This is a genomic window from Rheinheimera sp. 1928-s (assembly GCF_029269265.1).
Lineage (GTDB): Bacteria > Pseudomonadota > Gammaproteobacteria > Enterobacterales > Alteromonadaceae > Pararheinheimera.
Window position 1 is genome coordinate 1 of sequence record NZ_JARIXP010000018.1, and the last position, 16,244, is coordinate 16,244.

12 protein-coding genes, 1 tRNA gene and 1 pseudogene are annotated in these 16,244 nt (G+C 47.0%); all 14 read left to right on the forward strand.

The window, feature by feature from the left end; translation table 11 throughout:
• Positions 1-302 (forward strand): annotated as a pseudogene (gene tuf / locus P3C17_RS21050) (elongation factor Tu); the annotation flags it as partial.
• 227 nt (positions 303-529) lie between these two features.
• Positions 530-606, forward strand: a tRNA-Trp gene (locus tag P3C17_RS21055).
• Positions 607-688: 82 nt separating this feature from the next.
• A complete protein-coding gene (secE, locus tag P3C17_RS21060) occupies positions 689-1,063 on the forward strand; it encodes a preprotein translocase subunit SecE (RefSeq protein ID WP_300931230.1) in 375 nt (124 codons plus the stop codon).
• 15 nt (positions 1,064-1,078) lie between these two features.
• Complete coding sequence (gene nusG, locus P3C17_RS21065) at positions 1,079-1,606, forward strand: transcription termination/antitermination protein NusG (RefSeq protein ID WP_086003576.1); 528 nt, start codon at positions 1,079-1,081, stop codon at positions 1,604-1,606.
• 123 nt (positions 1,607-1,729) lie between these two features.
• Positions 1,730-2,158 carry a 50S ribosomal protein L11 gene (gene rplK / locus P3C17_RS21070; protein ID WP_053426135.1) on the forward strand — a complete coding sequence of 143 codons (429 nt, stop codon included), beginning with the start codon at positions 1,730-1,732 and terminating at the stop codon, positions 2,156-2,158.
• Between the two features lie 3 nt (positions 2,159-2,161).
• Complete coding sequence (gene rplA / locus P3C17_RS21075) at positions 2,162-2,863, forward strand: 50S ribosomal protein L1 (RefSeq protein WP_008899794.1); 702 nt, start codon at positions 2,162-2,164, stop codon at positions 2,861-2,863.
• Between the two features lie 307 nt (positions 2,864-3,170).
• Complete coding sequence (rplJ, locus tag P3C17_RS21080) at positions 3,171-3,656, forward strand: 50S ribosomal protein L10 (RefSeq protein ID WP_233010941.1); 486 nt, start codon at positions 3,171-3,173, stop codon at positions 3,654-3,656.
• 75 nt (positions 3,657-3,731) lie between these two features.
• Positions 3,732-4,097, forward strand: coding sequence for a 50S ribosomal protein L7/L12 (rplL, locus tag P3C17_RS21085; RefSeq protein ID WP_008899792.1), 366 nt, complete (start codon positions 3,732-3,734; stop codon positions 4,095-4,097).
• 176 nt (positions 4,098-4,273) lie between these two features.
• Entirely contained in the window at positions 4,274-8,299 is a 4,026-nt protein-coding gene (rpoB, locus tag P3C17_RS21090) for a DNA-directed RNA polymerase subunit beta (protein ID WP_300931231.1), read from the forward strand.
• A 79-nt stretch (positions 8,300-8,378) separates the two neighbouring features.
• Complete coding sequence (gene rpoC / locus P3C17_RS21095) at positions 8,379-12,560, forward strand: DNA-directed RNA polymerase subunit beta' (protein WP_008899790.1); 4,182 nt, start codon at positions 8,379-8,381, stop codon at positions 12,558-12,560.
• Between the two features lie 149 nt (positions 12,561-12,709).
• Complete coding sequence (gene rpsL, locus P3C17_RS21100) at positions 12,710-13,087, forward strand: 30S ribosomal protein S12 (protein WP_008899789.1); 378 nt, start codon at positions 12,710-12,712, stop codon at positions 13,085-13,087.
• Between the two features lie 82 nt (positions 13,088-13,169).
• Positions 13,170-13,640 (forward strand): 30S ribosomal protein S7, encoded by a 471-nt coding sequence (rpsG, locus tag P3C17_RS21105; RefSeq protein ID WP_008899788.1) that lies wholly within the window; start codon positions 13,170-13,172, stop codon positions 13,638-13,640.
• Positions 13,641-13,667: 27 nt separating this feature from the next.
• A complete protein-coding gene (gene fusA, locus P3C17_RS21110; RefSeq protein ID WP_233080740.1) occupies positions 13,668-15,782 on the forward strand; it encodes an elongation factor G in 2,115 nt (704 codons plus the stop codon).
• Between the two features lie 53 nt (positions 15,783-15,835).
• The coding region (locus P3C17_RS21115) for a GTP-binding protein (protein WP_300931200.1) at positions 15,836-16,244 on the forward strand (409 nt) is incomplete at its 3' end.

Sequence of the window (16,244 nt, forward strand, 5' to 3'; positions counted from 1 at the left end):
AACCAGGTTCAATCAAGCCACACACCAAGTTCGAAGGTGAAGTGTACGTATTATCAAAAGAAGAAGGTGGTCGTCATACTCCATTCTTCAAAGGTTACCGTCCACAGTTCTACTTCCGTACTACAGACGTCACTGGTTCAGTAGAACTGCCAGAAGGCGTAGAAATGGTCATGCCAGGCGACAACCTGAAGTTTGTTGTTGAACTGATCAACCCAATCGCGATGGACGAAGGTTTACGCTTCGCCATCCGTGAAGGTGGCCGCACAGTAGGTGCTGGTGTAGTATCTAAAGTACTGGCTTAATTAGCAGCACTTTTAAAAAGGCCCTTCGGGGCCTTTTTTGTAATGCTTTCAGACTTGTCTTTGTGAGCTCAAACCGGAAAATTAACAACAACAGGCTTGAGTTCTGCACTGCTAACTCTGATTAAATAGTTCCTAGTCGGATCCTTATCTTGTTTTAGTCGTCTAAGGCAGTATAATGAGCGGCTATTTTTGCGGGACTGCTTTCAGCGGTTGGCGCAATTTTCTGTAGGGGCGTAGTTCCAATTGGTAGAACAGCGGTCTCCAAAACCGATGGTTGGGGGTTCGAATCCCTCCGCCCCTGCCACTTATATTAGGCGCTAAGGTGTTTTGCACGTTAGTCGAAGTAGTAGCTTGTAACAACAAGCCATGGGAAAGTGAGTTAAAGCATGAATGCAACGAGTGAAACCCCAAAAGGCGGCTTAGATTTAGTGAAATGGCTGAGCGTCTTAGTTCTGCTGACCCTGATGGTCGCAGCGAACTATATATATGAGTTTTCTGCAGTTGAAAAAGCTGCAAGCATAGTGGTTTTAGTCGGCCTGGCGGCTTTTATCGCAGCCAAGACCAGCAAGGGCTCTGCATTTATTGAGTTTGCGAAAGAAGCCAGAACTGAAGTTCGCAAAGTTGTATGGCCAACCCGTCAGGAAACAATGCAAACCACTATTATCGTAATGGTTGCGACCTTGATCGTTGCATTATTACTATGGGGCTTAGATTCAGTTTTATTAAGCCTTGTATCATTTATCACAGGTCTGGGGATCTAAGTTATGTCAGGAAAAATGCGTTGGTATGTAGTTCAGGCTTTTTCGGGTTTTGAACAGCGCGTAGCGACTTCATTGCGTGAGCATATCAAGATCCAGCAAATGGAAGACAAGTTTGGCGAAGTGCTGGTTCCAACTGAAGAAGTTGTTGAAATGCGCGCTGGTCAAAAACGTAAGTCTGAACGCAAATTTTTCCCTGGCTACGTCTTAGTGCAGATGGAAATGTGTGAAGAAGCATGGCACTTAGTCAAAAGCGTGCCTCGTGTATTAGGTTTTATTGGTGGCACTTCAGACCGCCCTGCACCTATCAGCCAGAAAGAAGCTGACACTATTCTGAACCGTCTGCAGGACAACGCTGATAAGCCGAAGCCTAAGACTCTGTTTGAAGCGGGTGAAGTAGTTCGTGTGACTGAAGGTCCATTTGCTGACTTTAACGGCGTCGTCGAAGAAGTAGATTACGAGAAAAGCCGCGTGAAGGTGTCCGTGTTGATTTTCGGTCGTTCTACTCCTGTCGAACTGGAATTTGGCCAGGTCGAAAAAGCTTAAGTAGAAATAGTTTGTATCGGGCCGCTGATTAAAATATAATCGCGGCCTTTTTTAACGTCAGGGGAGCCGTTTGAGTAAGTGTCCTCGCACTTACGAGGCTGAGACCCTAAATTGAGGTGAAACATGGCAAAGAAAGTCACGGCACTTGTAAAATTACAAGTTAAAGCTGGTATGGCAAACCCGTCGCCACCAGTTGGTCCAGCATTGGGTCAACACGGTGTGAACATCATGGAATTCTGTAAAGGCTTCAACGCCCGTACAGAGTCACTGGAAAAAGGCATGCCTATTCCAGTAGTGATCACTGTATACAGCGACCGCTCATTTACATTTGAAACCCGCACCCCACCTGCTTCTTTCTTATTATTGAAAGCTGCTGGTTTAAAAGGTGGTTCAGGCCGTCCTAATACCCAGAAAGTGGGTAAAGTGACTGTTGCTCAGCTGGAAGAGATCGTTAAGATCAAACGTGCTGATTTAACAGCAGGTAGCGACGAAGCAGCACTGAGCACTATTGCTGGTACTGCCCGTTCAATGGGCTTAGTGGTGGAGGGTTAATCAATGGCTAAATTATCAAAGCGTGCTAAATTAATCCGTTCAAAAGTAGATTCTACTCGTGAATACGCGATCAATGACGCAGTTGCGTTATTAAAAGAATTAACAGCTGGCAAGTTCGTTGAATCAGTTGATGTTGCCATCAACCTGGGTATCGACGCTCGTAAGTCAGATCAAAACGTTCGTGGCGCTACTGTGTTACCACACGGTACCGGCCGCACTGTACGTGTTGCTGTGTTCACTCAGGGTGCTAACGCTGAAGCTGCTAAAGCTGCAGGCGCTGACATCGTGGGTATGGAAGACTTAGCTGAATTAGTTAAGAAAGGCGAGATGAACTTTGATGTTGTTATCGCTTCTCCAGACGCAATGCGTGTTGTTGGTATGTTAGGTCAGATCTTAGGCCCACGTGGTTTAATGCCTAACCCTAAAACTGGCACAGTGACTCCAAACGTTGCTGAAGCAGTGAAAAACGCTAAAGCTGGTCAGGTTCGTTACCGTAACGACAAGAATGGTATCATCCATTCTACAGTGGGTAAGGTTAACTTCGACACTGACAAACTGAAAGAGAACATCGAGTCTCTGTTAGTTGCTTTAAAGCGTGCTAAGCCATCTGTAGCAAAAGGCGTTTTCATCAAGAAAGTGACCATTTCTACTACTCACGGCGCAGGTATCGTTTTAGACCAGGCTTCTTTAGACGCCAAAATCTAATTCAGTCCTCTGAAATAGCAGCTTTACAGGAGCGCGTGGTTATTTTATAATCTCGCGCTCAAAAATTCGGGTAGAAGCCGGGCTTTGTTTACAAAGTTTTCGGCTTCCGTCCAAGACCGTAGGTGCCGCAAATTTTTTTAAAAGGCGTGGCTTAAAAGCACAACCTACGCAGACGGTGTTAGCCCCAGAAAGATTCCTATCAATCTGGCTCTCACCGTAAATCGCGCGTTAAACAGTATTTCTTACTGCTTAACGTTGTGTAGGCAACCAGACAATACCGTCTGGAAGAACCAGGAGTTAAGAGCCAATGGCTATTAAGCTTGATGACAAAAAAGCGATCGTTGCTGAAGTTCAGGAAGCTGCCATAGGTGCTTTATCTGCGGTAGTTGCAGACGCTCGCGGTGTTACTGTAGGCAAAATCACTGATCTGCGTAAGCAGGCCCGTGAAGCTGGCGTATGGATGAAAGTTGTCCGTAACACGCTGGTACGCCGTGCAGTAGCTGGCACCGAGTTCGAGTGTTTAAGCAACGCGTTCGTTGGCCCAACACTGATTGCATTCTCTAAAGAGCACCCAGGTGCTGCAGCGCGTATCTTCAAAGATTTCGCTAAAGAAAATGCTAAGTTTGAGCTGAAAGGCGCAGCCTTCAATGGCGCCACAGTAAGCATTGACGTTTTAGCATCGTTGCCAACATACAACGAAGCTATCGCACGTTTAATGAGCACTATGAAAGAAGCAGCAGCCGGCAAATTGGTACGTACCATCGCCGCAGTTCGCGACCAAAAACAAGCCTAAACAACGTAATTTTACGTTTTGTTTGGAATTAAAGTTTAATACGGGATACGTCCCCTTAATTTAGGAATCTGAGCAATGTCAGTTACTAAAGATCAAATCTTAGATGCTATCGCTGCAATGTCTGTAATGGAAGTTGTAGAATTAGTTAGCGCTATGGAAGAAAAATTCGGCGTTTCTGCTGCTGCTGCTGTTGCAGTTGCTGCTGGTCCAGCTGCTGCTGTTGAAGAACAAACAGAATTCAACGTAATTCTGGCAGCTGTTGGCGCTAACAAAGTATCAGTAATCAAAGCTGTTCGCGGCGCGACTGGTTTAGGCCTGAAAGAAGCTAAAGATTTAGTTGAAGCTGCTCCAGCTGCAATTAAAGAAGCAGTTTCTAAAGCCGAAGCTGAAGCTCTGAAGAAAGAGTTAGAAGAAGCTGGTGCTACTGTTGAAGTTAAATAATCTAGATTTTTCTAGATTATACGCCTGATTTCAGGCTAGGCTGGTGGTGAAATAACCACCGGCCTTTTTGCGCTGTGGGACATTGATTTTCCCCACCCTAATGTTGCCATGTCGGCGACATTCAAGCCGCCCCTAGAGGGTAGGTAGGGTAAAAAATCAGCTAGCTGAGGAACCCCATGACTTACTCTTATTCTGAAAAGAAACGTATCCGTAAGGACTTCGGCAAACGTCCACAAGTGCTGGATGTGCCATATCTGTTGTCGATTCAAATTGAATCGTTCAGCAAATTTATCGAACCTGATCCAGAAGGTGGATACGGCTTAGAAGCTGCATTCCGTTCTGTATTCCCAATTAAAAGCTACTCAGGTAGTGCCGAGCTGCAATATGTCAGCTACCGCATTGGCGAGCCGGTTTTTGACGTCAAAGAGTGCCAAATTCGTGGTGTGACTTACTCAGCTCCGCTGCGTGTCAAACTGCGCATGGTGTTATTTGATAAAGAAGTACCAGGTACAATCAAAGATATCCGTGAACAAGAAGTCTATATGGGCGAAATCCCATTGATGACTGAAAACGGTACCTTTGTTATCAATGGTACTGAACGTGTTATCGTTTCTCAGCTGCACCGTAGCCCGGGCGTATTCTTTGACCACGACCGTGGCAAGACTCACTCCTCAGGCAAGGTTTTATACAATGCTCGCGTGATCCCTTACCGTGGTTCATGGTTAGACTTTGAGTTCGATGCCAAAGATAACCTGTTCGTGCGTATCGATCGTCGCCGCAAATTGCCAGCCACTATTTTATTACGTGCGCTGAGCTTAAGTACTGAAGAAATTTTAAGTACTTTCTTCGAAAGCACCCGTTTTGAAATTAAAGACGGCAAACTGTTGATGGAAGTGGTGGCAAACCGCTTACGTGGTGAAACAGCTGCTTTTGATATCAAAGACAACGATGGCGAAGTGATCGTAGAAGCTGGTCGTCGTATTACTGCCCGTCATGTGCGTCAGTTAGAAAAAACTGGCATGACACTGATGGAAGTTCCACATGAATATGTCGTAGGCCGCGTTTTATCAAAAAATTACGCTGACCGTTCAACCGGAGAGATTATTGCCGAGGCGAACGCAGAGCTCACACTGGAGCTGTTAGCAAAACTAGCAAAAGCGGGCTACGAAAGTTTCGAAACTCTTTACATTAACGATTTGGACCAAGGTTCATATATTTCTGAAACCATCCGGATCGATCCAAGCAGTAACCGCATGGAAGCATTGGTAGAAATCTACCGTATGATGCGTCCAGGCGAGCCACCAACGCGTGAAGCTGCTGAAACTTTATTTGAAAACCTGTTCTTCTCTGAAGACCGTTATGACTTATCTACTGTAGGTCGTATGAAGTTTAACCGTCGTGTTAACTTCGAAGAAGGTAAAGGCGTAGGCGTTTTATCCAAAGACGATATCCTGGCCGTCATGAAAGTCTTAATCGACATTCGTAACGGTAAAGGCGAAGTGGACGATATCGACCACTTAGGTAACAGACGTATCCGTTCTGTTGGTGAAATGGCTGAAAACCAATTCCGTGTTGGTTTAGTTCGTGTGGAACGTGCAGTAAAAGAGCGCCTGTCTTTAGGTGATCTGGACGCTGTGATGCCACAGGATCTGATCAACGCTAAGCCTATTTCTGCTGCGGTGAAAGAGTTCTTTGGTTCAAGCCAGCTGTCTCAGTTTATGGACCAGAACAACCCACTGTCAGAAGTAACGCACAAACGTCGTATTTCTGCGTTAGGCCCGGGCGGTTTGACCCGTGAGCGCGCAGGCTTCGAAGTACGTGACGTTCACCCAACACACTACGGTCGTGTTTGTCCAATCGAGACGCCAGAAGGTCCAAACATCGGTTTGATCAACTCGCTGTCTATGTTTGCTCAAACCAACGAATACGGTTTCCTCGAAACACCTTACCGTCGCATTGAAGATGGTATTGTGACTGACGAAGTCGATTTCTTATCTGCGATTGAAGAAGGTAACTTTGTTATCGCTCAGGCGAACGCCGAGTTAAGCGCAGAAAACCGTTTGGTTGAAGATTTAGTACCGTGCCGTTACAAAAACGAATTCACCTTAATGCCGGCCGACAAGGTTCAGTATATGGACGTTGCACCACAGCAGATCGTATCTGTTGCCGCTGCTCTGATCCCGTTCCTGGAACACGATGACGCCAACCGTGCATTAATGGGTTCAAACATGCAACGTCAGGCCGTTCCTACATTACGTGCTGATAAGCCGTTAGTAGGTACTGGTGTAGAACGTGTTGTAGCCAAAGACTCTGGTGTAACTGTAGTGGCGAAACGTGGTGGTACTGTTGACTATGTCGACGCCAGCCGTATCGTAATTAAAGTACACGAAGAAGAAATGGTAGCCGGTGAAGCCGGTATCGACATCTACAACCTGACTAAATACACCCGTTCTAACCAGAACACCTGTATCAACCAGCGTCCATGTGTAAACCATGGTGAGCCGATTGAACGTGGTGATGTACTGGCTGACGGTCCGTCTACGGACTTAGGTGAACTGGCTTTAGGTCAAAACTTACGCGTGGCATTCATGCCGTGGAACGGTTACAACTTCGAAGATTCGATCTTGTTATCCGAGCGTTTAGTACAGGAAGATCGTTTAACCACTATTCACATTCAGGAACTGAGCTGTATCGCTCGTGATACCAAGTTAGGGCCTGAAGAAATCACTGCTGATATTCCAAACGTAGGTGAGTCTGCTTTATCTAAGCTGGACGAAGCCGGTATCGTTTACATCGGTGCTGAAGTGAAAGGCGGCGACATTCTGGTTGGTAAGGTAACACCTAAAGGTGAAAGCCAGCTGACTCCGGAAGAAAAACTGTTACGCGCTATCTTCGGTGAAAAAGCTTCTGACGTAAAAGACAGCTCATTACGTGTGCCTAACTCTGTAACTGGTACAGTTATCGACGTTCAGGTCTTCACTCGTGATGGCGTTGAAAAAGACAAACGTGCCCGTGAAATCGAAGAAATGGAAGTCAAACAGGCGAAGAAAGACCTGAATGAAGAATTCCGTATCCTTGAAGAAGGTATCTTCTCACGTGCCCGCAACCTGGTTGAAAGCACAGGCGTTGACCGCACTAAGCTGAACGGTTTACGTGGTGATGCTCTGTTAGGCTACAGCCTGGCTGATGAAGATAAGCAAAACGATCTGGAACAATTAGCGGCTCAATACGAAGAAATCCGTATTGAATACGATAAGAAATTCGAAGCCAAACGTCGCAAGATTGTTCAGGGTGACGATTTAGCTCCAGGCGTTCTGAAGATTGTTAAAGTGTACTTAGCTGTGAAACGTCGTATCCAGCCTGGTGACAAGATGGCCGGTCGTCACGGTAACAAGGGTGTGGTTTCTACCATTGTTCCAGTTGAAGACATGCCATATGACGAAAAAGGTCAGCCGGTTGATATCGTACTGAACCCGCTGGGTGTACCGTCTCGTATGAACATCGGTCAGATCCTTGAAACTCACTTAGGCTTAGCGGCCCGTGGTATAGGTGACAAGATTGACGGCATGATCAAAGACCAGAAAGAAGTTGCGGAAATCCGTGCCTTCCTGAAAAAGGTCTACGAGCTGGGTGAGTCACGTCAAAACGTTGATATCGCCAGCTTCACAGATGACGAAGTGCGTCGTTTAGCAGAAAACCTGCGTAAAGGTTTACCTGTAGCTACTCCAGTATTTGATGGCGCTAAAGAAAGCGAAATCAAAGAACTCTTGGCTTTAGGTGACTTACCGACCAGCGGTCAGATCACATTGTATGATGGTCGTACCGGCAATACCTTCGAACGTAAGGTTACTGTTGGCTACATGTACATGCTGAAACTGAACCACTTGGTTGACGACAAGATGCACGCCCGTTCTACTGGTTCGTACAGTCTGGTTACTCAACAACCATTGGGCGGTAAAGCTCAGTTTGGTGGTCAGCGTTTCGGTGAGATGGAAGTGTGGGCTCTGGAAGCATACGGCGCAGCATACACGCTGCAAGAGATGTTAACAGTCAAGTCTGATGACGTGAATGGCCGTACCAAGATGTATAAAAACATCGTGGATGGCGACCACCGCATGGAACCAGGCATGCCAGAATCTTTCAACGTATTGATGAAAGAGATCCGTTCACTCGGTATCAACATCGAATTGGAAGAGGAATAACCCCGGTTAGCAAAACTAATCGAATTGTCCGGGGCGGTACGCCGCCCCTTGCTGGTTAACCTCTTACAGGAGAGCAAAGGTGAAAGACTTATTAAAGTTTCTGAAACAACAAACTAAAACTGAAGAGTTCGATGTGATTCGTATCGGCCTTTCTTCACCAGACATGATCCGTTCATGGTCTTTTGGTGAAGTGAAAAAGCCTGAGACGATCAACTACCGTACCTTCAAGCCAGAGCGCGATGGTTTGTTTTGTGCACGGATTTTTGGCCCGGTAAAAGACTATGAGTGTCTGTGTGGTAAATACAAACGCTTAAAGCACCGTGGTGTTATCTGTGAAAAATGTGGTGTTGAAGTCACTCTGACTAAAGTACGTCGTGAGCGTATGGGTCACATTGAACTGGCCAGCCCAACAGCCCACATTTGGTTCCTGAAATCACTGCCAAGCCGTATCGGTTTGCTGTTAGATATGACATTACGTGATATCGAACGTGTACTGTATTTTGAATCTTATGTTGTGACCGAACCAGGCATGACTTCTTTAGAGCGTCGTCAGATGCTGACTGAAGAAGAATATCTGGACGTGCTGGAAGAGCACGGCGACGAGTTCGAAGCCAAAATGGGTGCAGAAGCAATTCTGGACATTTTACGTGGCATTGAGCTGGCAACAGAAATCAAACAAATGCGTGAAGAGTTGCCAACCATCAACTCAGAGACAAAGCGCAAGAAAATCAGCAAACGTCTGAAACTGATGGAAGCATTCCACACTTCTGGTAACAAGCCAGAGTGGATGATCATGACAGTACTGCCAGTACTGCCACCAGATCTGCGTCCTTTAGTTCCATTAGACGGTGGCCGTTTTGCCACTTCTGATCTGAACGATTTATACCGCCGTGTGATCAACCGTAACAACCGTCTGAAGCGTCTTCTGGACCTGTCAGCTCCTGATATCATCGTACGTAACGAAAAGCGTATGTTGCAGGAAGCTGTAGATGCGTTGTTAGACAACGGTCGTCGCGGTCGCGCTATCACGGGTTCGAACAAGCGTCCTCTGAAATCTTTGGCCGATATGATCAAAGGTAAACAAGGTCGTTTCCGTCAGAACTTGTTAGGTAAGCGTGTTGACTACTCAGGCCGTTCTGTAATCACAGTAGGTCCTACTTTACGTCTGCATCAGTGCGGTTTACCAAAGAAAATGGCTTTAGAGTTATTCAAGCCTTTCATCTACGGTAAGTTAGAAGCCCGCGGTTTAGCCACTACTATTAAAGCGGCTAAAAAAATGGTTGAACGTGAAGAAGGCGCTGTATGGGACGTTCTGGACGACGTGATCCGTGAACACCCGGTGCTGTTAAACCGTGCTCCTACACTTCACCGTTTAGGTATTCAGGCGTTCGAACCTGTACTGATCGAAGGTAAGGCTATCCAGTTACACCCATTGGTGTGTGCTGCATACAACGCCGACTTCGACGGTGACCAGATGGCCGTTCACGTGCCTCTGACCATTGAAGCTCAGTTAGAAGCCCGTGCGCTGATGATGTCGACGAACAACGTTCTGTCGCCAGCCAACGGTGAACCAATCATCGTTCCTTCACAGGACGTTGTATTGGGTCTGTATTACATGACGCGTGACGCGGTAAACGCTAAAGGCGAAGGCATGATCTTCAAACATGCCAAGGAAGCTGAAAAAGCATTCCGTGCCGGTGTTGCCAGCTTACACGCCCGTGTCAAAGTACGTATCACTGAAGTGACTATTGCCGAAGACGGCACCCGTTCTTCAGATACTCGTGTACGCGACACTACAGTAGGCCGTGCCATTCTGTACTCCATCATGCCGGAAGGCTTAGCCTTTGATTCAATCAACCAGGCTATGGGTAAGAAACAGATTTCACGTTTACTGAACGGCTCTTACCGTCGTATTGGTCTGAAAAATACCGTTATTTTAGCGGATCAGATTATGTACACAGGTTTCCATTACGCCATGTTGTCTGGTGTCTCTGTTGGTATTGACGATATGGTCATCCCGGCAGCCAAGGTTGATATCATTTCTGCTGCAGAAGCTGAAGTGGCTGAGATCCAGGACCAGTTCCAACAAGGTTTAGTAACAGCCGGTGAAAAGTACAACAAAGTTATCGACATTTGGTCTACTGCCAACGAAGCCTTATCTAAGGCGATGATGGACAACTTATCGAAAGAGTCAGTTGTAGATCGCGATGGCAACACAGTCACTCAACCGTCATTTAACTCTGTTTATATGATGGCCGACTCTGGCGCACGGGGCTCACCAGCTCAGATCCGTCAGTTAGCCGGTATGCGTGGTCTGATGGCTAAACCAGATGGTTCAATCATCGAAACGCCAATTACAGCGAACTTCCGTGAAGGTCTGAGCGTACTTCAGTACTTCATCTCTACTCACGGTGCTCGTAAAGGTTTGGCGGATACAGCGTTAAAAACAGCAAACTCCGGTTACCTGACTCGTCGTCTGGTTGACGTTGCACAGGATTTAGTCGTGACTGAATCTGACTGTGGCTCAACAGAAGGCATTATGATGAAGCCGCTGATTGAAGGTGGTGACGTTGTAGAGGGTCTGCGTGAGCGCGTATTAGGTCGTGTTGTGATCGGCGACGTGGTCGTTCCTGCAACTGGCGAAGTGCTGGTTGAAGACGGCACCATGTTAGACGAGAAGCTGTGTGATGCGATTGAGAAGAACTCGATTGACGAAGTTTATGTTCGTTCTGTAATTACCTGTCAGACCAACTTTGGTGTTTGTGCCAAGTGTTATGGTCGTGATTTGGCCCGTGGCCATATCATCAACGCTGGTGAAGCTGTAGGCGTTATCGCTGCTCAGTCCATCGGTGAGCCAGGTACACAGTTAACGATGCGTACATTCCACATCGGTGGTGCTGCATCGCGGTCATCAGCTGAGAACAGCGTACAGGTGAAGAACTCAGGTATCCTGAAGTTACACAATGCGAAGTTCGTACGTAACAGTGACAACAAAATTGTTATCACTTCACGTTCAGCCGAAGTTACAGTGTTCGACGACATGGGTCGTGAGAAAGAGCGTTACAAGCTGCCATACGGTTCTATTTTAGCCACAGACGACAATGCAAAAATCGTGTCTGGCCAGATCGTCGCAAGCTGGGATCCGCACTCTCACCCAATTATCGTAGAACGTGGTGCCAAGGTATCGCACAGCGATATCGATGATACCAACACTGAAGTTCAGCAGGACGACCTGACTGGTTTAACCCGTACTGTGGTTAAAGACTTGTCCAAGGCCAATGCGAAAGAACCTAAGTTAATTTTAGAAATGGACGACGGTGCATTACAGGAAATCCGCTTACCGAGCTTCACCACTATCGAAGTGACTGATGGTTCGAACGTAAAAGCCGGTGCTGTATTAGCTCGTATTCCACAAGAAAGCTCGAAAACACGCGACATCACGGGTGGTCTGCCACGCGTTGCCGACTTGTTCGAAGCCCGTAAGCCAAAAGATCCTGCCATTTTGGCGGAAATCTCAGGTGTTATCAGCTTCGGTAAAGAAACCAAAGGCAAACGTCGTCTGGTTATTACACCAGAGCAAGGTGATTCTCATGAAGAGATGATCCCGAAATGGCGTCAGGTGAACGTGTTTGAAGGTGAACGTATCGAGAAAGGTGAAGTGATCTCCGAAGGTCCAGAGTCACCACACGATATCCTGCGCTTACGTGGTATCCACCATGTAGCCAGTTACATCGTGAACGAAGTACAGGATGTATACCGTCTGCAAGGCGTTAAAATTAACGACAAGCACATCGAAACTATTATTCGTCAAATGCTGCGTAAATGTTTAATCATTCACCCGGGCAGCAGCGAGTTCTTAGAAGGTGAAATGGCGGAAGTGTCACGCGTTAATATTGCAAACGCTGAACTGGAAGCTGCAGGTAAAATCCCTGCGAAGTACGAGCGGTCGTTGTTAGGTATTACCAAAGCATCACTGTCAACGGACTCTTTCATTTCTGCTGCGTCGTTCCAGGAAACAACGCGCGTATTAACAGAAGCTGCAGTCGGCGGAAAATTCGACGAGCTGCGTGGCCTGAAAGAAAACGTAATTGTCGGCCGTTTGATCCCGGCAGGTACTGGTTTTGCGTATCACCAAAACCGTATCCGTCAGCGTCAACGTGTCGCCAATGGCGAAGTCGCTGAACCGGCGATGAGTGCAGAAAGTGCTGAACAAGCTCTGACTGATGCTCTGAATATGGACTTGTCTGGCAACGACGAATAAGCCGAAGCCGCAGATTGGGATGGTCGCCAGCAAATGACCATCCCTTTTTGTTCCTTGACAGGTCAAAGGTTGACCAGTAGAATTCCGCAGCCCCAAATTTGGGTGCGGAATTTTCACGTTTATAGGTAGTTATTAACCAGGAGTATTTAATGGCAACAATCAACCAGCTAGTGCGTAAGCCGCGCAGCCAGGTGGTCTCTAAGAGCACCGTGCCGGCGCTCGAGGCTTGCCCACAGAAGCGTGGTGTTTGTACCCGCGTATACACCACCACACCTAAGAAGCCTAACTCTGCATTACGTAAAGTATGCCGTGTTCGTTTAACTAACGGATTCGAAGTGACTTCTTACATCGGCGGTGAAGGCCACAACTTACAGGAACACAGTGTTGTTCTGATCCGTGGCGGCCGGGTAAAAGACCTTCCAGGTGTGCGTTATCACACCGTACGTGGCACGTTAGACTGTGCAGGCGTTAAAGATCGTAAGCAAGGCCGTTCTAAATACGGCGCCAAGCGGCCGAAGAACAAATAACTTAACTCCGTTAAGTAAGGCCAAACTAAGTAACTTTTTTCATTAAAAGTTTTGGAATCCCCTGAAGCAATCGGAGTTTCGAATGCCAAGAAGACGCGTCATAGGTCAACGTAAAATCCTTCCAGATCCTAAGTTCGGAAGTGAATTACTTGCCAAGTTCGTAAACGTCGTAATGATCGACGGTAAAAAATCTACAGCTGAATCAATTGTATACGGCGCATTAGACATCGCTGCGACAAAATCTAAAAAACCAGAGCTGGATCTGTTCGAAGTTGCATTAGACAACATTCGTCCTACTGTTGAAGTTAAATCACGCCGTGTGGGTGGTTCTACTTACCAGGTTCCATGTGAAGTTCGTCAGGTTCGTCGTAACGCTTTAGCTATGCGTTGGTTGGTTGAAGCTGCCCGTAAACGTGGCGAGAAATCAATGGCCCAGCGTTTAGCTGGTGAAATGCTGGATGCCGTTGAGAATAAAGGTTCTGCTGTTAAGAAACGTGAAGACGTTCACCGTATGGCTGAAGCGAACAAAGCTTTCGCTCATTTCCGTTGGTAAGACAGACCTTTTTAAGAGGATTCGATTGTGGCACGTACAACTCCTATTGAGCTTTACCGGAACATTGGTATTTGTGCTCACGTTGACGCGGGTAAAACCACGACAACTGAACGAGTTTTGTTCTATACCGGCTTGTCTCACAAGATCGGTGAAGTTCATGACGGCGCCGCCACGATGGATTGGATGGAACAGGAGCAGGAGCGTGGTATCACTATCACGTCTGCTGCTACTACGACCTTTTGGCGTGGTATGCAGGGCCAGTTCCCTCAACATCGTGTAAACATCATCGATACACCGGGGCACGTTGACTTCACTATTGAAGTAGAACGTTCCTTGCGTGTTCTGGATGGTGCTGTTGTCGTGCTGTGTGGTTCTTCAGGCGTTCAGCCTCAGACCGAAACAGTATGGCGTCAGGCAAATAAATACGAAGTTCCACGTCTGATCTTTGTTAACAAGATGGACCGCACCGGCGCTAACTTCCTGCGTGTTGTGAAGCAAGCCCGTGACCGTCTGAATCACACCATAGTGCCTATTCAGTTACCTATTGGTTCTGAAGAGAACTTCCGTGGCGTGGTTGACTTGTTAAAAATGAAAGCAATCAACTGGAACGAAGCTGACCAGGGTATGACCTTCACGTACGAAGAGATCCCTGCGGAAATGCTGGCTGAGTGTGAAGAGTGGCGTGCAAACATGGTAGAAGCAGCAGCTGAAGCCAATGAAGAGCTGATGGAACGTTATTTGGAAGGCGGTGAGCTGACTGAAGACGAAATCCGTTCGGCCTTGCGTCAACGTACTCTTTCTAACGAAGTGGTTCTTGTGCTTTGTGGTTCTGCATTCAAAAACAAGGGCGTTCAGGCGATGCTTGATGCCGTGATTGAATACTTACCATCACCGACTGAAGTCAAAGCTATTAAGGGTATTAACGAAGATGAATCAGAAGGCTTACGCCATGCTGATGACGATGCGCCATTTGCGGCACTTGCGTTTAAAATCGCAACTGACCCATTTGTTGGCACATTGACCTTTTTCCGTTGCTACTCTGGCGTGATTAACTCTGGTGACAGCGTTTATAACCCGGTAAAACACAAGAAAGAGCGTATTGGCCGTATCGTTCAGATGCATGCCAATGACCGTCAGGAAATCAAAGAAGTTCGTGCTGGTGATATTGCTGCCGGTATAGGTTTTAAAGATGTGACTACAGGTGACACTTTATGTGACCCTGACCACATCATTACGCTGGAACGTATGGAATTCCCGGAGCCGGTAATTTCTGTTGCAGTGGAACCAAAAACCAAAGCTGACCAGGAACGTATGGGTGTCGCTCTGAGCAAACTTGCTGCAGAAGATCCATCATTCCGTGTTCACACCGACGAAGAAACCAGCCAGACTATTATTTCTGGTATGGGTGAGCTGCACTTGGAAATCATCGTGGATCGTATGAAACGCGAATTCAAAGTGGAAGCTAACGTTGGTAAACCTCAGGTCGCTTATCGCGAAACTATTCGCGCCAGCACTGAAGTTGAAGGTAAATTTGTTCGTCAATCTGGTGGTCGCGGTCAATTTGGTCATTGCTGGCTGAAAATCGAACCTCAGGAAGAAGGCAAAGGCTATGAGTTCGTTAACGCCGTCGTGGGTGGTGTGATTCCAAAAGAATACATTCCTGCTATCGACAAAGGCATTATCGAACAGATGAAAAACGGTATCCTTGCTGGTTACCCGGTCATTGACGTGAAAGTTACCGTATTCGATGGTTCATACCACGATGTGGACTCAAACGAAATGGCGTTCAAAGTTGCCGCCTCTATGGGCTTCAGAAAAGGCGCACTGCAAGCTAAGCCAGTGATCCTTGAACCCGTCATGAAAGTTGAAGTGGTAACACCGGAAGACTTCATGGGTGACATCGTTGGTGACTTAAACCGTCGTCGCGGTATCATCAACGGTATGGAAGATGCTCCTGGTGGTATCAAGATCGTTGATGCTCAGGTTCCTTTGTCCGAAATGTTTGGTTATGCAACCAGCATGCGTTCATTGACCCAGGGCCGTGCTTCTTATTCAATGGAACCATTGAAGTATATGGAAGCACCAAACAACGTGACTGAAGCAATTATTGCAGCTCGTAGTAGTACTGGTAGTAACGATTAATCACTTAATTTGGTCCACTTTAAGTTGGATCTATTTAACAGAAGGTAATTAAAATGGCTAAGGCTAAATTCGAACGTAATAAACCGCACGTTAACGTAGGCACCATCGGTCACGTTGACCACGGTAAAACTACTTTAACTGCTGCTATCACTAACGTACTTGCTAAGCACTACGGTGGTCAGGCATTCGCTTTCGATCAAATCGACAAAGCGCCAGAAGAGAAAGCTCGTGGTATCACGATCAACACGTCTCACGTTGAATACGATACACCAACTCGTCACTACGCCCACGTAGACTGTCCAGGCCACGCTGACTATGTGAAGAACATGATCACTGGTGCTGCTCAGATGGACGGCGCAATTCTGGTTGTTGCTGCAACTGACGGCCCAATGCCACAGACGCGTGAGCACATCCTGTTATCTCGTCAGGTAGGTGTACCTTTCATCGTTGTATTCATGAACA